The organism is Luteimonas colneyensis (assembly GCF_014836665.1).
GTDB lineage: Bacteria > Pseudomonadota > Gammaproteobacteria > Xanthomonadales > Xanthomonadaceae > Luteimonas > Luteimonas colneyensis.
The window spans coordinates 36,678-61,514 of the sequence record NZ_JACSQJ010000003.1; the positions used below are offsets into that span (position 1 = coordinate 36,678).

A 24,837-nucleotide genomic window follows, 5' to 3' on the forward strand; every position below is an offset into this window, starting at 1 on the left:
GGTACGGACGTTCGGAATTGTTCCGGATGGCCGAATGCCGCCCTGCGGCGGCACCCGGCCAAGCGATCATCTGGCCGGCGGCACCCGCCGGCCGGGCACCGTTACCAGCGGTAGTGCGCGAAGGCCTTGTTGGCCTCGGCCATGCGGTGGGTCTCTTCGCGCTTCTTGATCGCGCCACCACGGTTCTCGGAGGCGTCGATCAGCTCGGCGGCCAGCTTGCGCGGCATGCTGTTCTCGCCGCGCTTGCGGGCGGAGTCGATCAGCCAGCGCATCGCCAGCGCCATGCGGCGGGAAGCGCGCACTTCCACCGGCACCTGGTAGGTGGCGCCGCCGACGCGGCGGGACTTCACCTCGACCGACGGCGAGATGTTGCCAAGCGCCTTTTCGACGACTTCCAGCGGGTTCGGGTTCTTCTCGCCGATGACGTCCATGGCGCCGTACACGATCTTCTCGGCGACGGACTTCTTGCCGCTGTACATGACCATGTTGATGAAGCGCGCGATGGTTTCGCTACCGTGCTTCGGGTCGGGCAGCACCGAGCGCTGCGGGGTGTTTCCTTTACGCGACATTGTTCTCGAGCCTTTTCAGTATCTGTTCGAAGGGCGGGAAAGGGACTGGATCAGCCCTTCGGACGCTTGGCGCCGTACTTGGAACGGGCCTGCTTGCGCTTGGCGACGCCGGCGGCGTCGAGCGAACCACGGACGGTGTGGTAGCGCACACCCGGCAGGTCCTTGACGCGACCGCCACGGATCAGCACCACCGAGTGCTCCTGCAGGTTGTGGCCTTCGCCACCGATGTAGGAGATGACCTCGTAGCCGTTGGTCAGGCGCACCTTGGCGACCTTGCGCAGCGCCGAGTTCGGCTTCTTCGGGGTGGTGGTGTACACGCGCGTGCACACGCCGCGACGCTGCGGGCAGTTCTGCAGCGCAGGCGAATTGCTCTTGTAGGTTTCCGGGCTGCGCGGCTTGCGCACCAGCTGGTTGATCGTTGCCATCGGTGTCGGTCTTCTGCTCCGGGCACGAGGCCCGCTGTTGGGTATGACGGGCCTGGGCCCGGCTCGGTGGCGGGCCCCGTGGGACCGCGCCGGCCGCACGGTCCAGGTTCCGTGCGCGAAAACGAAGGCAGGCGGAGTCGACCCAGCCTGCCAAGACGGAAAAGTATAGCCGGCGTCGACGCCCAGCGTCAACGCAGCCAAGGACCCGGCAGGCAGCACCCCGTTCCGGGGCGCACCTGGGCCATGGTCATCTTTCCCGTCCATCCTGGACCGAACACGAAGCGCCTCCATGGCACCTCATTTCGGGATCTGGGACGGCCCCCGGAGGGACCGTCACTGACTTGAAGCGTGTAGCGGGCTTACTCGTCCGCGCCGTCGGCGAGGGGCGCATCGCCCCCCTCCACCTGCGAGGTCTCGGCGACCTGCGACTCCTCCGCGACGGCGACCCCGGACAGGGCCTCCATCTCGGACTCGGTCAGCCCCGAGGCGTTCTTGCGGCGCTGCGTATGGTACGCCAGACCGGTGCCCGCGGGAATCAGGCGGCCGACGATCACGTTCTCCTTCAGGCCGCGCAGGCTGTCGCGGGTGCCGCGGACGGCCGCCTCGGTCAGCACGCGGGTGGTCTCCTGGAAGGAGGCCGCGGAGATGAACGACTCGGTCGCCAGCGAGGCCTTGGTGATGCCCAGCAGCACCGGATCGAAGTGCACCGGCAGCTCGCCCTTGGCGTTGTGCTTCTCGTTGGCCTCGATGACGCGCTGGCGCTCGGCCTGCTCGCCGTTGAGGAAACGGGTGCTGTCGCCGGCGTCGGTGATCTCGACCTTGCGCAGCATCTGGCGGACGATCACCTCGATGTGCTTGTCGTTGATCTTCACGCCCTGCAGGCGGTAGACGTCCTGGATTTCCTTGGTCAGGTACGACGCCAGCTCCTCGACGCCCTTCAGGCGCAGGATGTCCTGCGGGCTCGGCTCGCCGTCCACCACGGTTTCGCCCTTCTCGACGTGCTCGCCTTCGAACACGATGATCTGGCGGTACTTCGGGATCAGCTCCTCGTGGTCCTCGCCGTCGGCACCCTTGATGATCAGGCGCTGCTTGCCCTTGGTGTCCTTGCCGAAGCTGACCACGCCGGACTTCTCGGCGAGGATCGCCGGGTCCTTCGGCTTGCGCGCCTCGAACAGGTCGGCAACGCGCGGAAGACCACCGGTGATGTCGCGGGTCTTCGACGCTTCCTGCGGGATCTTGGCCACCACGTCGCCCACGCCGACGGCCGCGCCGTCCTGCATGTTGACGATCGAGCGCGGCGGCAGCAGGTACTGCGCCGGCAGGTCGGTGCCCGGGATGTTCAGGCCTTCGCCGGTCTTGGCGTCGACGATGCGGATCAGCGGGCGCAGGTCCTTGCCCTGCGAGCCACGACGCTTGGGATCGGTGATCTCGCGCGAGGCCAGGCCGGTCAGCTCGTCGGTCTTCTCGATGACGGTGATGCCGTCGACGAAGTCGACGAAGCGCACCACGCCCTTCACTTCCGACACGATCGGGTGGTTGTGGGGATCCCAGGTGGCGACCGTCTGGCCGGCCTTGACCGCCATGCCGTCCTTCGCGTTGATGGTCGCGCCGTAGGGCAGCTTGTAGCGCTCGCGCTCGCGGCCGTGCTGGTCGAGCACCGAGATCTCGCCCGAGCGCGACACGCCGACCAGGTGGCCGTCGGAGTGCGACACGAACTTCACGTTGTTGAACTTCACCGAGCCGGTGGTCTTGACCGTCACGTTGTCGATCGCCGCCGCACGCGACGCCGCGCCACCGATGTGGAACGTACGCATGGTCAGCTGGGTGCCCGGCTCGCCGATCGACTGCGCGGCGACCACGCCCACGGCCTCGCCGAGGTTGACGAGGTGGCCGCGGCCGAGGTCACGGCCGTAGCAGTGTGCGCAGACGCCGAAGGACGACTCGCAGGTGATGGTCGAGCGGACCTTGATGGCCTGCACGCCGGCATCTTCGAGCTTCTGCACCCAGGCTTCGTCGAGCAGCGTGTTGCGGGTGACGATCGGATCCTCGTCGTCGCCGGGCAGGAACACGTCCTCGGCCACGATGCGGCCGAGCACGCGGTCCTTCAGCGGCTCGACCACGTCGCCGCCTTCCACGATCGGGGTCATGGTCAGGCCGTCATGGGTGCCGCAGTCGGTCTCGGTGATCACCACGTCCTGCGCCACGTCAACCAGGCGACGGGTCAGGTAACCGGAGTTCGCCGTCTTCAGCGCGGTATCCGCCAGGCCCTTTCGTGCACCGTGGGTCGAGATGAAGTACTGCTGGACGTTCAGGCCCTCGCGGAAGTTCGAGGTGATCGGGGTCTCGATGATCGAGCCGTCCGGCTTGGCCATCAGGCCGCGCATGCCGGCCAGCTGGCGGATCTGCGCCTGCGAACCACGGGCGCCGGAGTCGGCCATGATGTAGACCGAGTTCATCGACTTCTGCTCGACCTGCTCGCCCTTGGCGTTGGTGACGATCTCGGTGCCGATGGTCTTCATCATCGCCTGGGCGACGCGCTCGTTGGTGCGCGACCAGATGTCGACGACCTTGTTGTAGCGCTCGCCGGCGGTGACCAGGCCCGACTGGTACTGCTGCTGGATCTCCAGGACCTCGGCCTCGGCCTCGGCCAGGATGCCCTTCTTCTCTTCCGGGATGATCATGTCGTCGATGCCGATCGACACGCCGGCGCGCGTGGCGTACGCGAAACCGGTGTACATCAGCTTGTCGGCGAACACGACCGTGTCCTTCAGGCCGAGCATGCGGTAGCAGGAGTTGATCAGGCGGCTGATGTTCTTCTTGGTCAGCTCGACGTTGGCCAGCGCGAAGGGCAGGCCTTCCGGCAGGATCTCGGCCAGCAGGGCGCGACCGACCGTGGTGTCCACGATCGAGGTCTTCTTCTCGCGATTGCCTTCCTCGTCGATCACGGTCTCGGAGATGCGGACCTTGACCTTGGCGTGCAGGCCCGCGGCCTTGTTGTCGTAGGCGCGCTTGACCTCGGCGACGTTCGCGAACGCCATGCCCTCGCCCACCGTGTTCTCGAGCGCGCGGGTCATGTAGTACAGGCCCAGGACCACGTCCTGCGACGGCACGATGATCGGCTCGCCGTTGGCCGGCGACAGGATGTTGTTCGACGACATCATCAGCGCGCGCGCTTCCAGCTGGGCCTCGAGGCTCAGCGGGACGTGCACGGCCATCTGGTCACCGTCGAAGTCGGCGTTGAACGCGGTGCAGACCAGCGGATGCAGCTGGATGGCCTTGCCCTCGATCAGCACCGGCTCGAATGCCTGGATGCCCAGGCGGTGCAGGGTCGGCGCGCGGTTGAGCAGCACCGGGTGCTCGCGGATCACCTCTTCGAGGATGTCCCACACCTCGGCCTCTTCGCGCTCGACCAGCTTCTTTGCGGCCTTGATCGTCGTGGCCAGGCCACGGCGCTGCAGCTTGGCGAAGATGAAGGGCTTGAAGAGCTCCAGCGCCATCTTCTTCGGCAGGCCGCACTCGTGCAGGCGCAGGGTCGGGCCGACCACGATGACCGAACGGCCCGAGTAGTCGACGCGCTTGCCGAGCAGGTTCTGGCGGAAGCGGCCCTGCTTGCCCTTGATCATGTCGGCGAGCGACTTGAGCGGGCGCTTGTTGGTGCCGGTGATGGCGCGGCCACGGCGGCCGTTGTCCATCAGCGCGTCCACCGACTCCTGCAGCATGCGCTTTTCGTTGCGCACGATGATGTCCGGGGCATTGAGCTCCAGCAGGCGACGCAGGCGGTTGTTGCGGTTGATGACGCGGCGGTACAGGTCGTTGAGGTCGGAGGTCGCGAAGCGGCCGCCGTCCAGCGGCACCAGCGGACGCAGGTCCGGCGGAAGCACCGGCAGCACGGTCATGACCATCCACTCGGGGCGGTTGCCCGACTCGAGGAAGGCCTCGACCAGCTTGATGCGCTTGGTGAGGCGCTTGAGCTTGGTCTCGGAACCGGTGGCGGCGATCTCTTCCTTCAGGCGCACCATTTCCGCCTGCAGGTCGATCGTGCGCAGCAGGTCGAACACCGCCTCGGCGCCCATCGCGGCATCGAAGTCGTCGCCGTGCTCCTGGCGCATCTGCATGTACTGCTCTTCGTTGAGAAGCTGGCCACGCTCCATCGGGGTCAGGCCCGGCTCGGTGACGACGAACGCCTCGAAGTACAGGATGCGCTCGATGTCACGCAGGGTCATGTCCAGCATCAGGCCGATGCGCGAGGGCAGCGACTTGAGGAACCAGATGTGCGCGGTCGGGCTGGCGAGGTCGATGTGGCCCATGCGCTCGCGGCGCACCTTGGCCAGGGTCACCTCGGTGCCGCACTTCTCGCAGACCACGCCGCGGTGCTTCATGCGCTTGTACTTGCCGCACAGGCACTCGTAGTCCTTCACCGGCCCGAAGATGGCGGCGCAGAACAGGCCGTCGCGCTCGGGCTTGAAGGTGCGGTAGTTGATGGTCTCGGGCTTCTTCACTTCGCCGAACGACCACGAGCGGATCAGGTCGGGCGAGGCGAGCGCGATCTTGATCGCGTCGAAGTCCAGCGTCGGGCGCTGCTGGTTGAACAGGTTCAGAAGGTCTTTCATGAGTTTCTCCGGGAACGGGAATCGAGGACGTGGCTGCGGTGCTTACCGGTGGCGGGCGCGTGGTGCGCGCCCTGCCCCGGGCTGCGTCCTCAGTTCTCTTCCAGCTCCATGTTGATCGCGAGCGAACGGATTTCCTTGACCAGCACGTTGAAGGACTCGGGCATGCCCGCGACCATCTCGTGTTCGCCGTCGACGATGTTCTTGTACATCTGGTTGCGGCCCTGCACGTCGTCGGACTTCACCGTCAGCATTTCCTGCAGGGTGTAGGCCGCGCCGTAGGCTTCCAGCGCCCAGACTTCCATCTCGCCGAAGCGCTGGCCGCCGAACTGCGCCTTGCCGCCCAGCGGCTGCTGGGTGACGAGCGAGTACGGGCCGGTCGAGCGCGCGTGCATCTTGTCGTCGACCAGGTGGTTGAGCTTCAGCATGTGCATGTAGCCCACGGTCACCTTGCGCTCGAAGGCGTCGCCGGTGCGGCCGTCGTACAGCTGCGCCTGGCCGCTGGTCGGCAGGTCGGCGAGTTCGAGCATGTGCTTGATCTCGGCCTCCGCCGCGCCGTCGAACACCGGGGTCGCCATCGGCACGCCGCCGGTCAGGTTCTTCGCGAGCGTCAGCAGCTCCTCGTCGGAGAACTCCTTCAGGTCGACGCGCTGGCCGTGCAGCTTGTTGTCGTGGTTGTAGATCTGGTCGAGGAACTTGCGCAGCTCGGCCACCTTGGCCTGCGCCTGCAGCATCTCGTCGATCTTCCGGCCCAGGCCCTTCGCGGCCCAGCCCAGGTGCACCTCGAGGATCTGGCCGATGTTCATTCGGCTCGGCACGCCCAGCGGGTTGAGCACGATGTCGACGGTCTCGCCGTTGGCCTGGTACGGCATGTCCTGCACGGGCACGATGGTCGACACGACGCCCTTGTTGCCGTGGCGGCCGGCCATCTTGTCGCCCGGCTGGATGCGGCGCTTCACGGCCAGGTAGACCTTGACCATCTTCAGCACGCCCGGGGCGAGGTCGTCGCCCTGGGTGATCTTGCCGCGCTTGTCCTGGAAGCGGCGCTCGAATTCCTCCTCGTGCACCTTCAGCTGCTTGGCGGCGCGCTCGATCGCGTCGGCGGCGTCGTCGTCCTTCATGCGCAGCGAAAGCCAGTCGGACTTCTTCAGGCCGTCGAGCACCAGCGAGGACACGGTGTCGCCCTTCTTCACGCCGGGGCCGCCGTTGGCGACCTTGCCCAGCAGCTGCTCGCGCAGGCGGGCGTAGATCGCGCCTTCGAGGATGCGGAACTGGTCGTCGAAGTCCTTCTTGACGCGCTTGATCTCGTTTTCTTCGATCTGGCGCGCGCGCTTGTCCTTCTCGATGCCGTCGCGGGTGAAGACCTGCACGTCGATGACGGTGCCGTCCATGCCCGGGGGCACGCGCAGCGAGCTGTCCTTCACGTCGGAGGCCTTCTCGCCGAAGATCGCGCGCAGCAGCTTCTCCTCGGGAGTCAGCTGGCTCTCGCCCTTCGGCGTGACCTTGCCCACCAGGATGTCACCGGCGCGGACTTCGGCGCCGATGTACACCACGCCCGACTCGTCGAGGCGGTTCAGCGCCTGCTCGGAGACGTTCGGGATGTCGGCGGAGATCTCCTCCGGCCCGAGCTTGGTGTCGCGGGCGACCGCGGTCAGCTCCTCGATGTGGATCGTGGTGTAGCGGTCTTCCTGGACCACGCGCTCCGAGAGCAGGATCGAGTCCTCGAAGTTGTAGCCGTTCCAGGGCATGAACGCGACCAGCATGTTCTGGCCCAGGGCCAGCTCGCCGATGTCGGTCGAGGGGCCGTCGGCCAGCACGTCGCCGCGCGCGACGACGTCGCCCACGTTGACCAGCGGGGTCTGGTTGATGCAGGTGTTCTGGTTCGAACGCGTGTACTTGATCAGGTTGTAGATGTCGACGCCGGCATCGGTCTCGCCCGAGATCTCGTCGTCGAACACCTTCACCACGATGCGGCCGGCGTCGATCTGCTCGACCACGCCGCCACGGCGCGCGTTCACGGTCACGCCCGAGTCGCGCGCCACGGCGCGCTCGATGCCGGTGCCGACCAGCGGCTTCTCGCTGCGCAGGGTGGGCACGGCCTGGCGCTGCATGTTGGCGCCCATCAGCGCGCGGTTGGCGTCGTCGTGCTCGAGGAACGGCACCAGCGCCGCCGCGACCGACACGGTCTGCATCGGCGACACGTCCATGTAGTCGATCTCGCTCGGCGGCTTCAGCAGGTTCTCGCCCTGGAAGCGGCAGGCGACGAACGGTGCGTCGAGGTTGCCCTTGTCGTCCTGCGGCGCGCTCACCTGCGCGATGACGTACTCGTTCTCCTCGATCGCCGACAGGTACTCGACGTCGTCGGTGACCTTGCCGTCCACGACCTTGCGGTACGGCGTCTCGAGGAAGCCGTAGTTGTTGGTGCGCGCGAACACGGCCAGCGAGTTGATCAGGCCGATGTTCGGGCCTTCGGGCGTCTCGATGGTGCAGACGCGGCCGTAGTGGGTCGGGTGCACGTCGCGCACTTCGAAGCCGGCGCGCTCGCGGGTCAGGCCACCCGGGCCCAGTGCCGAGACGCGACGCTTGTGCGTCACCTCGGACAGCGGGTTGTTCTGGTCCATGAACTGCGACAGCTGCGACGAGCCGAAGAACTCCTTCACCGCCGCCGCGACCGGCTTGGCGTTGATCAGCTCCTGCGGGGTCAGGCCATCGGCCTCGGCCATGGTCAGGCGCTCGCGCACGGCGCGCTCGACGCGGACCAGGCCCACGCGGAACACGTTCTCGGCCATCTCGCCGACCGAACGCACGCGACGGTTGCCGAGGTGGTCGATATCGTCGACCACGCCGCGGCCGTTGCGGATCTCGGTCAGCACCTTCAGCACGTCGAGGATGTCGGAGCTGTCGCCATAGGCCTCGCGCAGGCGCGCGGAGTCATCATCCTTGCGCTCGGCGAAGTACTTGGCGTCGTACAGCACCGCGGCGCCGGTGGTTTCCTTGCGGCCGATGCGGCGGTTGAACTTCATCCGGCCCACGCCCGAGAGGTCGTAGCGCTCGAAGGTGAAGAACAGGTTGTGGAACAGGTTCTGCGCGGCGTCCTTGGTCGGCGGCTCGCCGGGACGCATCATGCGGTAGATCTCGACCAGGGCTTCCAGCTGGGTACGGGTCGGGTCGATGCGCAGGGTGTTGGACAGGTAGGGACCGCGATCCAGGTCGTTGGTCCAGATCGTGCCCACGGCCTCGATCCCCGCCTTGCGCAGGGCCTCGAGCATCTCGTCGGTGATCTCGTCGTTGGCCGAGGCGATCAGCTCGCCGGTGGCGGCGTCGACGACGTCATGCGAGAGCACGCGGCCCACGAGGTAGGCGTCCGGCACGGCGAGTGCTTCGATGCCCGAATCGGTCAGCTGCTTGACGTGGCGCGCGGTGATGCGGCGGCCGGCCTCGACGATGACGCGATCGCCATCGGCCAGGTCGAAGTCCAGCGTCTCGCCACGCAGGCGCTCGGGCACCAGCTCGAGCTGCACGCCCTCTTCCGGATCGATGTGGAAGTGGTTGATCTCGAAGAACTCGTTGAGCATCTCCTCGTTGGAGTAGCCCAGCGCGCGCAGCAGCACGCTGACCGGCAGCTTGCGGCGACGGTCGATGCGGGTGAACAGCGCGTCCTTCGGGTCGAACTCGAAGTCCAGCCACGAGCCGCGATACGGAATGATGCGGGCGCTGTACAGCAGCTTGCCCGAGCTGTGGGTCTTGCCACGGTCGTGGTCGAAGAACACGCCCGGCGAGCGGTGCAGCTGCGAGACGATGACGCGCTCGGTGCCGTTGACGATGAAGGTGCCGTTGTCGGTCATGAGCGGGATCTCGCCCATGTAGACCTCCTGCTCCTTCACGTACTTGATGGCCTTCGACGACGACTCGCGGTCGTAGATCACCAGGCGCACGGTCACGCGCAGCGGGGCGCCGTAGCTGAGGCCGCGGTTGCGGCACTCGCGCTCGTCGAACACCGGGTCGCCGAGCTTGTAGCCGACGTACTCCAGCGCTGCGTAGCCGTTGTAGCTGGTGATGGGGAACACGGACTTGAGGGCGGCGTGCAGGCCGCGGTCGTCGCGGCGCGCCGGATCCTTGTCGGCCTGCAGGAACTCGCGGTAGGAGTCGACCTGGATGGCGAGCAGGAACGGGACCTCGAGGATCGAACGGCGCTTGCCGAAGTCCTTGCGGATGCGCTTCTTTTCGGTGAACGAATATGACGTCGTCATGGGGAGCTACCGCCTTTGGCATCTGCGGGCCGCGCGCGGCGCGACCCAGGGGGAATCTGTGAACCGCCAGTTGGAAACCGCTGGTATTGCCGGCACCAGCACGCCTTCTCCCGCCATTTCCAACTGCCGACTCGGTGTCGGTACTTCTTTCAATCTCTACAACGGCCGAAGGCCGGGGGCTTTCGCCCCCAGCCCCGGTGGTCGCCGATCACGCTGGCGACGCGACAACGCTTACTTGACTTCGACCGTGGCGCCGGCCGCTTCCAGGTCCTTCTTGATCTTCTCGGCGTCTTCCTTCGAAGCGCCTTCCTTGACCAGGCCACCGGCCTCGGTCAGGTCCTTGGCTTCCTTCAGGCCCAGGCCGGTGATCGCGCGGACCACCTTGATGACCTCGACCTTCTTCTCGCCGGCGGACTTCAGGGTCACGTTGAACTCGGTCTGCTCTTCGGCCGGGCCGGCGGCGGCGGCGGCGGGGCCAGCGGCCACGGCAACCGGGGCGGCGGCGGACACACCGAACTTCTCTTCCATCGCCTTGACCAGCTCCATCACCTCGACGAGGGTCTTGCTGCTGATCGCTTCGATGATCTGCTCGTTGGAAAGGGACATCTCGATACCTCTGGTTATCTAATGTTGGAAAACGTCTGTGGTCGGTTGTCGACCGAACTGTTGCCTCAAGCCGCCTTCTGCTGGCCGACCGCGCTCGTGGCGCGGGCGACCTGCGTGGCCGGCTCGGCCAGCACGCGCACCAGCATGGTGGCGGGCTGGACCATGACGCTGAGCAGCATCGACAGCGCTTCGTCGCGCGTCGGGAGCGAAGCCAGGACATCCACGTGGGTGCCCGGGTACTTCTGCCCGCCGATCGCCACGAGGCGCGGCTTCAGCTTGTCGTTCGCCTTGGCGAACTCCTTGATCAGGCGTCCGGCGGCGCCGGGGTCTTCCTTCGAGAAGGCGTACAGCAGGGGACCGGTCAGCTCGTCCTGGACGATGGCGTAATCGGTGTTCTCCACTGCACGCGAGACCAGCGTGTTCTTCGCGACTTTCAGGTACACGCCTTCGGCGCGCGCCTTCTTGCGCATGCTGGTCAGCTGCTCGACGGTCAGGCCCACGTACTCCGCGGCAACCAGCGAGTGCGCCGATGCGGCGACCTCGGCCAGTTCGGCAACGACTTCCTTCTTCTGGTTCAGATTAAGAGCCATTGCACTCCTCCGTACTTCGCAATCCGGCCTGGCGCATCCACGCCGGGCCGGTCCTTGTTCGACACCAGTCCCTTGGTGCCGGGGACGCCGCAAGCGGCATCCCGTTGGTGGCCGTTTTCCGTCTGGATCGATGAAGCGATGATCTTTGGGAGGGTCGGCAACCATCTGCGCAGGCCCGTCGCCGCTCGCGCGGGTCGAGGATTAAGCGCACCGTGGTGGCAGCAACGGCGATTCCATGCCAGTTCGAGCATCCATGCCCGTCGTCGCTGCCGCGCGGTGCGCGCCTGCGGTCTTTGACGGCCCCGCCTCCGGCCTTCCGGCCTTTGGCGATGCCCTCAAACTTCCGCTATTACTTGAACGACAGCGACGACTGGTCCACGGCGACGCCGGGGCCCATGGTCGAGCTGATCGAGATCTTCTGCAGGTACTGGCCCTTGGCGGTGGCCGGCTTGGCCTTGACCAGGTCGGCCAGCAGCGCCTGCAGGTTCTCCTTCAGGCGGTCGGACTCGAAGTCCGCCTTGCCGATGGTGCAGTGGATGATGCCGGCCTTGTCGGTGCGGTAGCGGACCTGGCCGCCCTTGGCGTTCTTGACCGCCTCGCCCGGGTTCGGGGAGACCGTGCCGACCTTCGGGTTCGGCATCAGGCCGCGCGGACCCAGCAGGGTGCCGAGCTTGCCGACCACGCGCATGGCGTCCGGCGTGGCGATGACCACGTCGTAGTTCAGGTCGCCGGCCTGCATCTTCTCGGCCAGGTCGTCCATGCCGACGGCGTCGGCACCGGCGGCCAGGGCCTCCTCGGTCTTGGCGCCGGCCGGGGCGAACACCGCCACGCGCACCGACTTGCCGGTGCCCTGCGGCAGCACGGTCGAGCCGCGGACCTGCTGGTCCGACTTCCGGGCGTCGACGCCCAGGCGCACGGCCACGTCGACGGCTTCGACGAACTTGGCCTTGCTGTTGTCCTTGACGATCTTCAGCGCTTCGTCAATGGCATAGGCCTTGCCCGGAACGGTCGCGGCCTTGATGTTCTTCTGTCGCTTGGTCTGTGCCATGGTCTCAGCCCTCCACCGTCAGGCCCATCGAACGGGCGGAGCCCTCGATGGTGCGCACCGCTGCTTCAAGGTCGGCCGCCGTCAGGTCGGCGTTCTTGGCCTTGGCGATCTCTTCGACCTGGGCGCGGGTGACCTTGCCCACCTTCTCGGTGTTCGGACGCTTGGAACCGGACTGCACGCCGGCGGCCTTCTTCAGCAGCACCGCGGCCGGGGTCGACTTGGTGATGAAGGTGAAGGTACGGTCCGAGTACGCGGTGATGATCACCGGCGTCGGCAGGCCCGGCTCGAGCTTCTGCGTGGCGGCGTTGAACGCCTTGCAGAACTCCATGATGTTCAGACCGCGCTGGCCGAGGGCAGGACCCACCGGCGGCGACGGGTTCGCCTGGCCGGCCTTGACCTGCAGCTTGATGTAACCGACTACTTTCTTTGCCATTGTCCTCTCCGGGTGCGAACGCCTGTCAGGCTCCCCATCGGGCCGGGAATGGACGCGTCCCGGTATCGCGCTGTGACGCGCAAAGGCCGCCAGGGCGGCGGCCATTGCGTTTTGCCCGGTATCCGGGCAGGAAGCCGCGCACTATAGCAGCTTCCGGGGGGTCCGGCCAAGGGGCCGGGATCAGGCCTTCTCGACCTGCCCGAACTCCAGTTCGACCGGGGTCGAGCGGCCGAAAATGAGCACGGCCACGCGCAGGCGGCTCTTCTCGTAGTTGACTTCCTCGACCACGCCGTTGAAGTCGTTGAAGGGGCCATCGATGACGCGGACCATCTGGCCGGCCTCGAACAGGACCTTCGGGCGGGGCTTCTCGACGCCTTCCTGGACCCGGGCGAGGATGGCATCGGCCTCGTCGTCGCGGATCGGCAGCGGCTGGGCGGCGGTGCCGCCGATGAAGCCCATGACCTTGGGGGTTTCCTTGACCAGGTGCCAGCTCTCGCTGTCGATGCGGGGAATCCCGCCCTCGTCCTGGGTGGCGATCTGGACCAGCACGTAGCCGGGGAAGAACTTGCGCTCGGAGCGGCGCTTCTGGCCCGAACGCATCTCGACCACTTCCTCGGTCGGCACCATCACGTCGCCGAACTTCGCCTCCATGCCCATGCGCACGATGCGGTCGCGCAGCGCCTGCGCCACCGACTTCTCGAAGCCGGAATAGGCATGGACCACGTACCAGCGCTTGACGATCTCGCTTTCCAAACCGGACATCTCCATCAGTTGCCGAGCAGCAGGCGGATGGCCCACTGGATCACCAGGTCGAACCCGGCCAGCATCAGGCTGATGACCATGACCACGATCATCACCACCCAGCTCATGCGCATGGCTTCCTGGCGCGTCGGCCAGACGACCTTGCGCAGCTCGAAGCGGGATTCCGACAGGAACTCCCGGGTCTGGAAGCCCTTCGCGCTGGTGAGGAAGACCACCAGGGCGGCGGCGGCGCCACCGATCACGGCCAGAACGCGCAGCGGCATCGGCCACTGGCCTTCGAACCAGTAGAAGGCGACCAGCCCACCCACCAGCAGCAGCGCCGCGACCACGTACCTGGCGATGTCGCCGGCCGAGGCGTGGCTCCTCGAATGTTCAACCCTGCTGTTCAAGTGGTTATCGCCCTCGTTGCGGCTTGGCACGCCAGGAGGGACTCGAACCCCCAACCTGCGGTTTTGGAGACCGCTGCTCTGCCAATTGAGCTACTGGCGTATGTAAGTTTCTGGTGCCTCTCAGACGCCAACGGCGAGCCGCTCCCGACTCGCCCCGGCACTTCATGCAAGCCGTCGGCGTGAGCCGATGGCCCCGTCGGCGTTATCCGGACCGCCCCAAGGGCGGATCCGGATGAACGGCGACCCGTATCACGGCGGCCCTGGCCGCCGGGATACGACTACTTGTTGATCTTGGCGACGACGCCCGCGCCGACCGTACGGCCACCCTCGCGGATCGCGAAGCGCAGGCCCTCGTCCATCGCGATCGGGTTGATCAGCGTCACCACCATCTTCACGTTGTCGCCCGGCATCACCATCTCGACGCCCTCCGGCAGCTCCACGGCGCCGGTGATGTCGGTCGTGCGGAAGTAGAACTGCGGACGGTAGCCCTTGAAGAACGGCGTGTGGCGGCCGCCCTCGTCCTTCGACAGCACGTACACCTCGGCCTCGAACTCCGTGTGCGGCTTGATCGAACCCGGCTTGCACAGCACCTGGCCACGCTCCACGTCGTCACGCTTGGTGCCGCGCAGCAGCAGGCCCGCGTTGTCGCCCGCCTGGCCCTGGTCGAGCAGCTTGCGGAACATCTCGACGCCGGTCACCGTCGTCTTCTGGGTCGGGCGGATACCGACGATCTCGATTTCCTCGCCCACCTTGATCACGCCGCGCTCGATGCGGCCGGTCACCACGGTGCCGCGGCCCGAGATCGAGAACACGTCCTCGACCGGCATCAGGAAGGTCTTGTCGACGTCACGCTCCGGCTCCGGGATCCAGCTGTCCAGCGCGTCCACCAGCTTGATGATCGCCGGCACGCCGATCTCCGACTGGTCGCCTTCCAGCGCCTTCAGCGCCGAACCGTGGATGATCGGGGTGTCGTCGCCCGGGAAGTCGTACTTCGACAGCAGCTCGCGCACTTCCATCTCGACGAGCTCCAGCAGCTCGGCGTCGTCCACCATGTCCGCCTTGTTCAGGAAGACCACGATGTACGGCACGCCGACCTGGCGCGCCAGCAGGATGTGCTCGCGCGTCTGCGGCATCGGGCCGTCGGCCGCCGAGCACACCAGGATCGCGCCGTCCATCTGCGCCGCACCGGTGATCATGTTCTTGACGTAGTCCGCGTGGCCCGGGCAGTCGACGTGCGCGTAGTGGCGCGTCGGGCTCTCGTATTCCACGTGCGAGGTCGAGATCGTGATCCCACGCGCCTTCTCTTCCGGCGCACGGTCGATCGCGTCGTACGCGCTGAACTCGCCGCCGAAACGCTCCGCGCCCACCTTCGTCAGCGCCGCCGTCAGCGTCGTCTTGCCGTGGTCCACGTGACCGATGGTGCCCACGTTCACGTGGGGCTTGGTGCGCTCGAACTTGCCCTTGGCCATGATTGCGTATCTCGCTGAACTGTTGGAATGAAGGGCCGCGCTTGCCGCTGCGGCCCGAAGATGGTGCTCACGAATGGAATCGAACCATCGACCTCCTCCTTACCAAGGAGGTGCTCTACCGACTGAGCTACGTGAGCGTGAGTTGTGCCCTGGCGGGGAAGTCTCCAATGATACCCGCAATGGAGCGGGAGACGGGAATCGAACCCGCACCATCAGCTTGGAAGGCTGAGGTTCTACCATTGAACTACTCCCGCGCAGGGGAAGTACTGGTGGAGGGAGGTGGATTCGAACCACCGAAGGCGTAAGCCAGCAGATTTACAGTCTGCCCCCGTTGGCCGCTTGGGTATCCCTCCAGCGCAAACAAACCGCTGAAACAGCCCGTAATTTTGGCGGGCAAAAATCCGTCTGTCAACGCCTGTGAAGCATTTTCCCGCCAACGCATTCCCGGCGCCGACGGGAGGGCCTGCTGGCCTCAGACGTTGAACCGGAAATGCAGGACGTCGCCCTCCTGCACACGGTACTCCTTGCCCTCCAGGCGCAGCCGTCCGGCCTCGCGGGCGCCGGCCTCGCCCTGGTAGCGGATGAAGTCGTCGTAGCCGATGGTCTCGGCGCGGATGAAGCCCTTCTCGAAGTCGGTATGGATCACCCCGGCCGCCTGCGGCGCGGTGGACCCGGCCTTCACCGTCCAGGCGCGGACCTCCTTCACGCCGGCGGTGAAGTAGGTCTGCAGGCCGAGCAGGCGGTAGGCGGCGCGGATGACCCGGTTCAGGCCCGGCTCCTCCAGGCCCAGGTCCTTCAGGAACTCGTCGCGGTCGGCGTCGTCGAGCTGGCTCAGCTCCTCCTCGATCGCGGCCGAGACCGGCACCACCTCGGCGCCCTCGCCCGCCGCCCGTGCGCGCACGGCGTCCAGGTGCGGATTGCCCTCGAAACCGTCCTCGAGCACGTTGGCGACGTACATCACCGGCTTGAGCGTCAGCAGGAACAGGTCGCGGACCGCCGCACGATCGTCCTCAGACAGGCCCAGCGCGCGCGCTGGCGTCCCCGCATCCAGCCCGGCGCGCACCCGCGCCAGCACCTCGACCCGCGCCTTCGCGTCCTTGTCGCCGGTCTTGGCCGAGCGCTCGGCGCGCTGGAGCGCCCTGTCCACCGACTCCAGGTCGGCCAGGGCGAGCTCGGTGTCGATGGTGTCGATGTCGGCGAGCGGATCGACGCGGTTGGCGACGTGGATGACGTCGGGGTGCTCGAAGCAGCGCACCACGTGGGTGATCGCATCGACCTCGCGGATATGGGCGAGGAACTTGTTCCCCAGGCCCTCGCCGCTGGCCGCACCCGCCACCAGGCCGGCGATGTCGACGAACTCGACCGCGGTCGGGATCACCTTCTGCGGCTTGATGATCTCCGCCAGCGCGTTCAGGCGCGGATCGGGCACCGGCACCACGCCGACGTTGGGCTCGATCGTGCAGAAGGGAAAGTTGGCAGCGGCGATGCCGGCCTTGGTCAGCGCGTTGAAAAGAGTCGACTTGCCGACGTTCGGCAGGCCGACGATGCCGCAGGTGATGCCCATGGTGTGTCAGGTCCTGTTGGTGTGCAGCCGCGTCATCGCGTCCATGAAGTTGCCCTCCATGGCCAGCGGCAGCACGTCGAGCGCGTCGTCGATGGCGCGGCCGATGAGAATGTCGTCGTCCGGCGACGCCCGCCCCAGCACCCAGCCGGTGACCCGGTCCTTGTGCCCGGGGTGGCCGATGCCGATGCGCAGGCGGTGGAAGCGGCCGTGGCCGAGCAGGCGCATGGTGTCGCGCAGCCCGTTCTGGCCGCCGTGGCCGCCGTCGAACTTGAGCCGGGCGACGCCCGGAGGAAGATCCAGCTCGTCGTGGACCAGCAGCGCCTGCTCCGGCTCGATCTTCCAGAAGCGCAGCGCGGCGGCCACCGACTTGCCGCTGAGGTTCATGAAGGTGGCCGGCTTCAGCAGCCAGGCCTCGTGGCCGGCGACCCGCACCCTCGCGGTCTCGCCGAACAGCTTGCCGTCGACCTTGAAGCGCTCGCCTTCGCGTTCGGCCAGGGCGTCGACAAAGCGGAACCCGGCGTTGTGCCGGGTCCGCGCGTGTTCCGGGCCGGGATTGCCCAGCCCGACGATGAGGCGGATGCCGTCCATCGCACCGGCGCAGGCCGGCGCTCCACCAGGGAAGCGCCGGCGCAGCGCGCCTTACTTCTCCTCGGCGTCGTCCTGCTTCGCGGCCGGCACGTCGCCAGCCTCCTCGCCGGCCTCGGGCTCGGCCTCGACGCGCGCGTGGCGGGCCACGGCGACGGCGGGGTTGTGCCCCTCGTCCAGCTTGGTGGCCAGCTCGACGCCCTTGGGCAGCACGACCTCGGACAGGTGCACGGTGGCACCGACCTCCATCGCCGACAGGTCGACCTCGATCGACTCGGGCAGGTCACCGGGCAGGCAGACGATCTCGACGTCGTTCAGCTCCTGGGTCAGGACCACGCCCGCGGTCTTGCCGGCGGGCGAGACGTCGGCGTTCACCAGGTGCAGCGGCACGTGGACGCGGATGGCTTCCTTGGCGCTGACGCGCTGGAAGTCCAGGTGCATGATGACCTGCTTGTACGGATGGCGCTGCATGTCGCGCAGGAGCACGGTCTCGACCTTGCCGTCGACCTCGAGGTCGATGATCGACGAGTAGAACCACTCGTGCTGGCTGGCGACCCAGGTCTTCTCCTGGTCGAGCTGGATGCTCTGCGGGGCGACGTCGCCGCCGTAGATGATGGCCGGGACCTTGCCCGCATGACGCAGGCGGCGGCTCGCACCCTTCCCCTCGTCCTTGCGGCCGGCGGCCGTGATCTTGTGATTGCTCATTGTGGGTTGCTCACTTGCTGGGTTGGCCCGCCTCGCGGCGGAAAGATGGCTCCCCCGCGACCAGGGGAGCCGGAAAAGCGGAAACAGCGGATCGCGGCCCGGGGGCCGTCAGTCCACGTACAGCGAACTCACCGACTCACCGCCGGCGATGCGGCGGATGGTCTCGGCCAGCAGCTCGGCGACGCTGAGCTGGCGGATGCGGCCGCAGGCGCGGGCCGCGTCGGAAAGCGGAATGGTATCAGTCACCACCAGCTCGTCGAGCTGGGAGCGGGTGACGTTGTCGATCGCCGCGCCCGACAGCACCGGGTGGGTGCAGTAGGCGACGACCTTGGTGGCGCCCTGCGCCTTCAGCGCCGCGGCGGCCGCGCACAGGGTGCCGGCGGTGTCGACGATGTCGTCGACCAGCACGCAGGTCTTGCCGGCCACGTCGCCGATGATGTTCATCACCGTGGCGACATTGGCCTTGGGGCGGCGCTTGTCGATGATCGCGAGGTCGGCGTCGTCCAGCCGCTTGGCGATCGCGCGGGCGCGGACCACGCCGCCCACGTCGGGGCTGACCACGACCATGTTGTCGGTGCCGTGTGCGCGCCAGATGTCGGCCAGCAGCAGCGGCGAGGCATAGACGTTGTCCAGCGGGATGTCGAAGAAGCCCTGGATCTGGTCGGCGTGCAGGTCGACGGTCAGCAGGCCGTCGGCGCCGGCGGCGGTGAACATGCGCGCGGCGAGCTTGGCGGTGATCGGCACGCGCGATGAGCGCATGCGGCGGTCCTGGCGGGCGTAGCCGAAGTACGGCACCACCGCGGTGACGCTGCTGGCCGAGGCGCGCTTGAGCGCGTCGATCAGGGCCAGCAGCTCCATCAGGTGCTCGGCGGTCGGGGCGCAGGTGGACTGCACCACGAACACGTCCTGGCGGCGCACGTTTTCCTCGATCTCGACCTGGACCTCGCCGTCGGAGAACGTCGACACCAGCGCCTTGCCGGGACGCACGCCGAGCTCGCGGCAGACCTCGAGCGCAAGCGGACGGTTGGCATTGCCGGAGAAGATCAGCAGGTTGCCATCTTCCTTTTTCACGGGACTACTCCGCTGGACGCTGCAGGACAGGGATGTAACTGGCAGGGGCGGCAGGATTCGAACCTGCGGATGCCGGGATCAAAACCCGGTGCCTTGGACCTCTTGGCGACGCCCCTGCGGTGACCAGGCCGCAAGTGCATCCAGCAGCGGCGAGCGCGGCGCACCGGCGACCACGCGGGCATCGAGCCCTTGCGGCAGCCGGGCGAGCGCGTCCTCGGCGGGCCCGCGCGCGGCGAACTCGACGAAGCAACCACTGCCCGTCCCGGTAAGGCGTGGCGTGCCGACGTGCGCAAGCGCCTGGAAGGCCGCCTCGACGGCAGGTTCCAGGCCACGCAGCACCGGCTCGAACACGTTGCCGAGCGGAGCACCCGAAGCGAAGTCGGATATTGTCGCGGGCGCGGCATCCCTCGTCAATTCAGGGGCTTGGAACAGGGTCGCGGTGGCCACGTGGACGCCCGGATCGGCGACCAGGTACCACGCCGGCGCGAGATCCACCGGGAACAGCCGTTCGCCCACGCCTTCGGCCCAGGCGTTGTGGCCGTGGACGAAGACGGGCACGTCGGCGCCCAAGCTGGCCCCGATCGCGGCCAGCCGGTCCACGCCGGCCTCCAGCCCCCAGATCGCGTCCAGCGCCCGGAGCACCGTGGCCGCGTCGGACGAACCGCCGCCGAAGCCGCCACCGGCCGGCGTGCGCTTTTCGACGCGGATATCGACGCCATGACCGACATTGAGCTCCGATCGCAGCATGTCCGCGGCACGAAGGCTGAGGTCGGCCGCCTCCGGCACCGCCGCGAGATCCGGCCCGTGGCGGACGATGCGACCGTCCGGCCGCAGGCGCAGCCGCACCGTGTCGCCCCAGTCCAGCATCCGGAACACCGTCTGCAGCTCGTGGTAGCCGTCGGCGCGGCGGCCGGTGATGCGCAGGAACAGGTTGAGCTTGGCCGGCGCGGGCCAAGCCGACCAGCCAGCCTCGCTCACGGCTCCGCCCCGCTCCAAGCGTCGACCACGAGGCGGACGCCGGCATCGCCACGGCGGGCGTCGATGCGCAGCGGCAGCGCGGGCGCGCCGTCGATCGACGGTCGCCACGCGCGGAAATCGATCCCCCAGCCCGCCTGCTCCAGCCGCGCCGGCAGCAGGTCGGCACCGAACTCCAGGCGTGCCGGGCCGTGCACGGCCTCGTCGGCCGGCAGTCCGCGCAGCCACGCGCTCAGCGCCTCCACCGGCACCTCGAGACCGGTGGCCTCGAACAGCAGCGCCTGGCCGTCGGGACCGTGGCGGGTGCCGCCTTCCAGGCCCTCGAGGCGCGCCCCGCCACCGTCCACCGCCAGCCGCCAGCTCTGCCGGGTCACCGGCGCGGCCAGCGCGACCTCGAAGGCCGGCCCGTCCTGGCGCCATTCGATGCGGCCGCTGCCGCCCTTGCCGGCGCGGGTGATCGACGCGCGCCCCTCCAGCCACCAGGCCGGGACCGCCTGCAGGGCCCCGGCACGGGCCGCCTGCAGCGCCTCGGCACGGGCCTGTGCCGCGGGATCGAGCGCAGGCACGGGCGCAGGCGCCGGCAGCCGGGTGGCGCAGGCCGCGAGCATGGCCACGCAGGCCAGCGCCATCAGGATCCGCGCCGCCCTCATGCGCCGATGTCCTCGAGGGCGCGGCGCAGGGAGCGATTCTCCGGATCGATCGAGCGCGCCTGCTCGAACCACTCCATGGCCTCCTCGCGCCGCCCCAGGCTCCAGAGCACGGTGCCGACGTGGGAGGCGATCTCGGCGTCCTTCTCCAGCACGAAGGCCCGGCGGAGTTCGACCAGCGCCTCCTCGTCGCGGCCGAGGCGATGCAGCACCCAGCCGTAGCTGTCGATGATCGCGGCGTTGGCGGGTTCGGCGATGCGCGCGCGCTCGATCAGCTCCAGCGCCTCCCCGTAGCGGTCGGTGCGGTCGGCCAGGGTGTAGCCGAGCGCGTTGAGCGCCGCCGTGCTGTCGGGCTCGGCGACCAGGATGCGGCGCAGGTCGGCCTCGGCGCGCGGGATGTCGTCGCGGCGCTCCCACATCAGCGCGCGCGAGTACAGCAGGGCCGATTCGTCGGGAAACGCGGCCAGGCCGCGGTCCAGCGCGTCGAGTTCCGCGGCGTCGTCGCCGTCGGCCCGGCGCAGTTCGGACTCCATCAGATAGGCGTCGCGGCGCAGGCGGTCGTTGGCCGCGGCGTCCTGCTGCAGCGCGCGCAGGGCGGCCCAGGCCTCGTCCTGGCGATCGAGGTCGTGCAGCACCTTGGTCTCGCGCAGCCGCGCGGTGTCGCGCTGCTCGCCGCCCGGCACGCTGCGGTACCACTCGAGTGCCTCGCCGGGGAGCTCGAGGAATTCGGCCACCTGGCCCAGCAGCAGCCGGCGCGCCGGGTTCGGGACTTCGGCGCCGGCGGCCAGGCCTTCGTACAGCCCTGCCAGGGCCTGGCGGTCGTCGGCGTCGGCCAGCAGCGAGGCCCGCAGGGCGACCTGGCCTAGGTCGTCGTCGGACGCGCCCCCGGCCTCCAGCAGCGCGGCTCCCGCCGCAGGGTCGCCCAGCTCGGCGTAGCCCAGGGCGATGCGCTCGCGAATGCGCGGATTCGCGGGGTCGCCGGCGGCCAGGGCATCAAGCACCTGGCGCGCCTCGGCGCTGCGGCCGGCGCGATGCAGATGGCTCACGCGCAGCAGGCCCATGGCCGGATCGGCGGGATGCAGTTCGCGCGCGACCTCGTCGATCCGCCCGAACAGCGCGTCGTCGCCCAGCCCCAGCGCCAGCTGCCCGGCCGCGGCCAGGGCCATCGGCTGGGTGGGCAGCACGTCGCGCTCGAACAGCTCGCCGAGCACCCGCGCCGACAGCTCCGGATCGCGGCTGCCGGTGCCCAGGACCGCGTAGGCCGCCAGCCAGCCGCGCGCCCCGCCTTCGCGCAGCATCGTTTCCAGCTCGCGCCGGGCCGCGCGGGCGCGGCCGGTGCGCAGCGCCAGGGTCGCCCTCGCGCCCTGCATGCCGATCGAATCCGGGGCGCGGGCGCTCCACAGCGCCAGCGCCTCCTCCAGCGCGGCGTCGTCGCGGCCCATGAGCGCGTACTGGGTGGCCCGCGAGGCCAGCGCGGCGTCCCCGGGCGCGGCGCGCGCGGCTTCGAGATACCAGTGGACGGCCTCGTCCGGGCGCCCGGCGGACACCGCGAACTCGGCGGCCAGCACCTCGCGCAGGGGCTGCCCGGCAGGTGGCTTGCGCGCCGTGGCCGGCGCCGACAGCAGCGCCAGGCACAGCGCAGCGCCCAGCACGTGCGCGCAGGCGAACGCCGGGCCGGAACGGCCGCCGGAGCGGGTCCGGGACGCGCGGGGCGCGGGCACCGTAAAATAAGGCCGTGTCATGCCAGCACTTTATCGCAAGCACCTGAACACATGAGCCTCGTCGCCATCGGCCTCAACCACCAGACCGCGCCCGTCGAACTGCGCGAACGGGTGGCCTTTGCCAACGACCGGCTGGAGCGCGCGTTGGCCGACCTGCGCGGCCTGCCGGGGGTGCGCGAGGTCGCGCTGCTCTCGACCTGCAATCGCACCGAGCTCTACGCCGTCGCCGACGACGGGGGGCGCGCGCTGGTGAACTGGCTGGCGACCCATCCCGAAGACCCGCTGGGCGACGCCGGCTCGCTGCAGGCCTATCTGTACCGGCACGCCGGCGACGACGCCGCCCGCCACCTGTTCCGCGTCGCCACCGGCCTGGATTCGATGGTGCTGGGCGAGCCGCAGATCCTCGGCCAGGTGAAGCAGGCCTGGGCGGCCGCGCGCGGCGCCGGCACCCTGGGCGGGCACCTCGACCGCCTGTTCCAGCACGCCTTCGTCACCGCCAAGCGCGCGCGCACCGAGACCCGCATCGGCAACAGCCCGGTGTCGATGGCCTCGATGGCAGTGCGCCTGGCGCAGGACAGCTTCGCGCGGCCCGAGGACTCGGTCGCGCTGCTGGTGGGCGCCGGCGAGACCATCGAGCTGGCCGCACGCCATCTCGCCGCCGCGAAGGTGAAGCGCCTGATGGTTGCCAACCGGACGTACCGCCACGCCGAGGAGTTGGCCCACCGCCACGGCGGCACCGCGCTGCCGTTGGAGGAGCTGCAGCACCACCTGCACCTGGCCGACATCGTGCTGTCGGCCACCGCCAGCCGCGAGCCGGTGATCCGGCGTGCCGACGTCGAAGCGGCCCTGGACGCGCGCCGCCACCGGCCGATGCTGCTGCTGGACCTGGCCGTGCCGCGCGACATCGAGCCCGAGGTCGGCGGCCTGCGCGACGCCTACCTGTACACCGTCGACGACCTCGAGCGCGCGGTCGAGGACAACCGCCGCAACCGGCGCGAGGCCGCCGACGCCGCGGAATCGATCATCGACCTGCAGCTGGCGCAGTACGCCCGGGTGCAGGCCACCGGCGCCCGCAGCGGCCCGATCCGGCGCCTGCGCGCCCACGGCGAAGCGGTGAAGGCCGAAGTGCTGGACCGCGCCCGGCAGCAGCTGGCGGCGGGCCAGTCGCCGGAGGCCACGCTGGAGTTCCTGGCACACACGCTCACCAACCGCCTGCTGCACCCGCCCACCGCGGCCCTGCGCGACGCCGCGGCCAGCGGCGACACCGCCATGCTCGACGCGATCGCGCGCATGCTGCCGCCCGACGACGACGCCCCCGACGACCGACGCGATGCTGCCGACGCTGCGCCGTAAGCTCGAAGCCCTGGCCGAACGCCGCGACGAGCTCGAGCGCCTGCTCGCCGAGCCCTCGGTCGCCGCCGACCAGGCCCGCTTCCGCACCCTGTCGCGCGAGTTCGCCGGCCTCGAGCCGCTGGCCGCCACGCTCGCCGACGAGGCCCGCGCCCGCGCCGACCTCGAGGCCGCCGAAGCCATGCGCGCCGATCCGGAGCTGCGCGAACTGGCCAAGGACGAGGTCGAGGCCGCCAGCGCGCGCCTGGCCGAGCTCGACGATGCGCTGATGGCGCTGCTGGTGCCGCGCGACGCCCGCGACGACGGCGGCATCTGGCTCGAGGTCCGCGCCGGCACCGGCGGCGACGAGGCCGCGATCTTCGCCGGCGACCTGCTGCGCATGTACACCCGCTACGCCGAGCGCCAGGGCTGGCGGGTGGAGATCGAGTCCGCGAACCCGGGCGAGCACGGCGGCTTCCGCGAAGCCGTGGCCCGGATCGAGGGCGCGGGCGTCTACGCGCGGCTGAAGTTCGAGTCCGGCACCCACCGCGTGCAGCGCGTGCCCGAGACCGAATCGCAGGGCCGCATCCACACCTCGGCCGCGACGGTGGCGATCATCCCGGTCGAAGAGGAAGGCGAGCCGATCGAGATCAACCCCGCCGACCTGCGCGTGGACACCTTCCGCTCCTCCGGCGCCGGCGGCCAGCACGTCAACAAGACCGACTCGGCGATCCGCATCACCCACTTGCCTTCGGGTGTGGTCGTGGAGTCGCAGACCGAGCGCAGCCAGCACGCCAACCGCGACAAGGCCATGAAGCGCCTGCGCGCCACGCTCGCCGAGGCCGAGGCCGAGCGCCGCGCCGCCGCCACCGCCGCCAGCCGCAAGCTGCAGGTCGGCAGCGGCGACCGCAGCCAGCGCATCCGCACCTACAACTACCCGCAGGGCCGGATCACCGACCACCGCGTCGAAGGCCTGACCCTCTACGACCTGCCCAACGTGATGGACGGCGCGCTGGACGCGCTGGTGGACCGCCTCGCGCGCGAACACCAGGCCGACGAGCTGGCGCGGCTGTCGGAGCAGGCGGCGTGATT

20 protein-coding genes and 5 tRNA genes are annotated in these 24,837 nt (G+C 68.9%); 2 read left to right on the top strand and 23 right to left on the bottom strand.

Annotated elements, in window-relative coordinates; translation table 11 throughout:
• Positions 1–101 precede the first annotated feature (101 nt).
• The 23 genes from rpsG to H9645_RS07205 form a co-directional block, all read right to left on the bottom strand.
• Positions 102–569, bottom strand: coding sequence for a 30S ribosomal protein S7 (gene rpsG, locus H9645_RS07100; protein ID WP_133000733.1), 468 nt, complete (start codon positions 567–569; stop codon positions 102–104).
• A 50-nt stretch (positions 570–619) separates the two neighbouring features.
• The gene (gene rpsL / locus H9645_RS07105) at positions 620–994 is read right to left on the bottom strand and encodes a 30S ribosomal protein S12 (RefSeq protein WP_144892849.1); all 375 of its coding nucleotides are present in this window, start codon (positions 992–994) and stop codon (positions 620–622) included.
• Positions 995–1,353: 359 nt separating this feature from the next.
• On the bottom strand, positions 1,354–5,604 hold the full coding sequence (gene rpoC, locus H9645_RS07110; RefSeq protein ID WP_191729020.1) for a DNA-directed RNA polymerase subunit beta': 4,251 nt from the start codon (positions 5,602–5,604) through the stop codon (positions 1,354–1,356).
• An 89-nt stretch (positions 5,605–5,693) separates the two neighbouring features.
• Complete coding sequence (gene rpoB / locus H9645_RS07115) at positions 5,694–9,851, bottom strand: DNA-directed RNA polymerase subunit beta (protein ID WP_191729021.1); 4,158 nt, start codon at positions 9,849–9,851, stop codon at positions 5,694–5,696.
• Positions 9,852–10,082: 231 nt separating this feature from the next.
• Entirely contained in the window at positions 10,083–10,457 is a 375-nt protein-coding gene (gene rplL, locus H9645_RS07120; protein ID WP_191729022.1) for a 50S ribosomal protein L7/L12, read from the bottom strand.
• Positions 10,458–10,522: 65 nt separating this feature from the next.
• On the bottom strand, positions 10,523–11,047 hold the full coding sequence (gene rplJ / locus H9645_RS07125; protein WP_191729023.1) for a 50S ribosomal protein L10: 525 nt from the start codon (positions 11,045–11,047) through the stop codon (positions 10,523–10,525).
• 349 nt (positions 11,048–11,396) lie between these two features.
• Positions 11,397–12,095 carry a 50S ribosomal protein L1 gene (gene rplA, locus H9645_RS07130; RefSeq protein WP_191729024.1) on the bottom strand — a complete coding sequence of 233 codons (699 nt, stop codon included), beginning with the start codon at positions 12,093–12,095 and terminating at the stop codon, positions 11,397–11,399.
• A gap of 4 nt (positions 12,096–12,099) precedes the next feature.
• Complete coding sequence (gene rplK, locus H9645_RS07135; RefSeq protein ID WP_191729025.1) at positions 12,100–12,528, bottom strand: 50S ribosomal protein L11; 429 nt, start codon at positions 12,526–12,528, stop codon at positions 12,100–12,102.
• Positions 12,529–12,708: 180 nt separating this feature from the next.
• Positions 12,709–13,290: a transcription termination/antitermination protein NusG gene (gene nusG, locus H9645_RS07140; RefSeq protein ID WP_189499414.1), complete on the bottom strand. Its 582-nt coding sequence runs from the start codon at positions 13,288–13,290 to the stop codon at positions 12,709–12,711.
• 5 nt (positions 13,291–13,295) lie between these two features.
• The gene (gene secE, locus H9645_RS07145) at positions 13,296–13,679 is read right to left on the bottom strand and encodes a preprotein translocase subunit SecE (RefSeq protein ID WP_191729026.1); all 384 of its coding nucleotides are present in this window, start codon (positions 13,677–13,679) and stop codon (positions 13,296–13,298) included.
• 24 nt (positions 13,680–13,703) lie between these two features.
• A tRNA-Trp gene (locus tag H9645_RS07150) sits at positions 13,704–13,779 on the bottom strand.
• A gap of 178 nt (positions 13,780–13,957) precedes the next feature.
• The gene (gene tuf, locus H9645_RS07155) at positions 13,958–15,148 is read right to left on the bottom strand and encodes an elongation factor Tu (RefSeq protein ID WP_191729018.1); all 1,191 of its coding nucleotides are present in this window, start codon (positions 15,146–15,148) and stop codon (positions 13,958–13,960) included.
• A gap of 61 nt (positions 15,149–15,209) precedes the next feature.
• Positions 15,210–15,285, bottom strand: a tRNA-Thr gene (locus H9645_RS07160).
• A gap of 43 nt (positions 15,286–15,328) precedes the next feature.
• Positions 15,329–15,402, bottom strand: a tRNA-Gly gene (locus H9645_RS07165).
• 13 nt (positions 15,403–15,415) lie between these two features.
• A tRNA-Tyr gene (locus H9645_RS07170) sits at positions 15,416–15,501 on the bottom strand.
• A gap of 119 nt (positions 15,502–15,620) precedes the next feature.
• A complete protein-coding gene (gene ychF / locus H9645_RS07175; RefSeq protein ID WP_191729027.1) occupies positions 15,621–16,712 on the bottom strand; it encodes a redox-regulated ATPase YchF in 1,092 nt (363 codons plus the stop codon).
• A 6-nt stretch (positions 16,713–16,718) separates the two neighbouring features.
• The gene (gene pth / locus H9645_RS07180; protein ID WP_189498911.1) at positions 16,719–17,300 is read right to left on the bottom strand and encodes an aminoacyl-tRNA hydrolase; all 582 of its coding nucleotides are present in this window, start codon (positions 17,298–17,300) and stop codon (positions 16,719–16,721) included.
• A gap of 51 nt (positions 17,301–17,351) precedes the next feature.
• A complete protein-coding gene (locus H9645_RS07185; protein ID WP_191729028.1) occupies positions 17,352–18,002 on the bottom strand; it encodes a 50S ribosomal protein L25/general stress protein Ctc in 651 nt (216 codons plus the stop codon).
• Between the two features lie 108 nt (positions 18,003–18,110).
• The gene (locus tag H9645_RS07190) at positions 18,111–19,073 is read right to left on the bottom strand and encodes a ribose-phosphate diphosphokinase (protein WP_189498907.1); all 963 of its coding nucleotides are present in this window, start codon (positions 19,071–19,073) and stop codon (positions 18,111–18,113) included.
• A gap of 39 nt (positions 19,074–19,112) precedes the next feature.
• Positions 19,113–19,189: transfer RNA gene (locus H9645_RS07195), tRNA-Gln, on the bottom strand.
• The gene (gene ispE, locus H9645_RS07200; RefSeq protein WP_318240508.1) at positions 19,152–20,051 is read right to left on the bottom strand and encodes a 4-(cytidine 5'-diphospho)-2-C-methyl-D-erythritol kinase; all 900 of its coding nucleotides are present in this window, start codon (positions 20,049–20,051) and stop codon (positions 19,152–19,154) included. The genes H9645_RS07195 and ispE overlap by 38 nt, the downstream gene beginning before the upstream one ends.
• Positions 20,048–20,698, bottom strand: coding sequence for a lipoprotein insertase outer membrane protein LolB (gene lolB / locus H9645_RS14185; protein WP_225218091.1), 651 nt, complete (start codon positions 20,696–20,698; stop codon positions 20,048–20,050). Before lolB ends, ispE begins: the two co-directional genes overlap by 4 nt.
• Positions 20,695–22,347 (bottom strand): tetratricopeptide repeat protein, encoded by a 1,653-nt coding sequence (locus H9645_RS07205; protein ID WP_318240514.1) that lies wholly within the window; start codon positions 22,345–22,347, stop codon positions 20,695–20,697. Before H9645_RS07205 ends, lolB begins: the two co-directional genes overlap by 4 nt.
• Positions 22,348–22,467: 120 nt before the next feature.
• On the opposite strand from H9645_RS07205, the gene hemA reads away from it, so the two are divergent.
• Entirely contained in the window at positions 22,468–23,769 is a 1,302-nt protein-coding gene (gene hemA, locus H9645_RS07210; protein WP_191729031.1) for a glutamyl-tRNA reductase, read from the top strand.
• Complete coding sequence (prfA, locus tag H9645_RS07215) at positions 23,747–24,835, top strand: peptide chain release factor 1 (RefSeq protein WP_191729032.1); 1,089 nt, start codon at positions 23,747–23,749, stop codon at positions 24,833–24,835. Before hemA ends, prfA begins: the two co-directional genes overlap by 23 nt.
• Positions 24,836–24,837: the final 2 nt, after the last annotated feature.

Coding starts and splice junctions, on each gene's coding strand:
- rpsG (WP_133000733.1), bottom strand. CDS start 569: ATGTCGCGTAAAGGAAACACCCCGCAGCGCTCGGTGCTGCCCGACCCG.
- rpsL (WP_144892849.1), bottom strand. CDS start 994: ATGGCAACGATCAACCAGCTGGTGCGCAAGCCGCGCAGCCCGGAAACC.
- rpoC (WP_191729020.1), bottom strand. CDS start 5,604: ATGAAAGACCTTCTGAACCTGTTCAACCAGCAGCGCCCGACGCTGGAC.
- rpoB (WP_191729021.1), bottom strand. CDS start 9,851: ATGACGACGTCATATTCGTTCACCGAAAAGAAGCGCATCCGCAAGGAC.
- rplL (WP_191729022.1), bottom strand. CDS start 10,457: ATGTCCCTTTCCAACGAGCAGATCATCGAAGCGATCAGCAGCAAGACC.
- rplJ (WP_191729023.1), bottom strand. CDS start 11,047: ATGGCTCTTAATCTGAACCAGAAGAAGGAAGTCGTTGCCGAACTGGCC.
- rplA (WP_191729024.1), bottom strand. CDS start 12,095: ATGGCACAGACCAAGCGACAGAAGAACATCAAGGCCGCGACCGTTCCG.
- rplK (WP_191729025.1), bottom strand. CDS start 12,528: ATGGCAAAGAAAGTAGTCGGTTACATCAAGCTGCAGGTCAAGGCCGGC.
- nusG (WP_189499414.1), bottom strand. CDS start 13,290: ATGTCCGGTTTGGAAAGCGAGATCGTCAAGCGCTGGTACGTGGTCCAT.
- tuf (WP_191729018.1), bottom strand. CDS start 15,148: ATGGCCAAGGGCAAGTTCGAGCGCACCAAGCCCCACGTGAACGTGGGC.
- ychF (WP_191729027.1), bottom strand. CDS start 16,712: ATGGGCATCACCTGCGGCATCGTCGGCCTGCCGAACGTCGGCAAGTCG.
- pth (WP_189498911.1), bottom strand. CDS start 17,300: ATGGACGGCATCCGCCTCATCGTCGGGCTGGGCAATCCCGGCCCGGAA.
- H9645_RS07185 (WP_191729028.1), bottom strand. CDS start 18,002: ATGAGCAATCACAAGATCACGGCCGCCGGCCGCAAGGACGAGGGGAAG.
- lolB (WP_225218091.1), bottom strand. CDS start 20,698: ATGAGGGCGGCGCGGATCCTGATGGCGCTGGCCTGCGTGGCCATGCTC.
- hemA (WP_191729031.1), top strand. CDS start 22,468: ATGAGCCTCGTCGCCATCGGCCTCAACCACCAGACCGCGCCCGTCGAA.
- prfA (WP_191729032.1), top strand. CDS start 23,747: ATGCTGCCGACGCTGCGCCGTAAGCTCGAAGCCCTGGCCGAACGCCGC.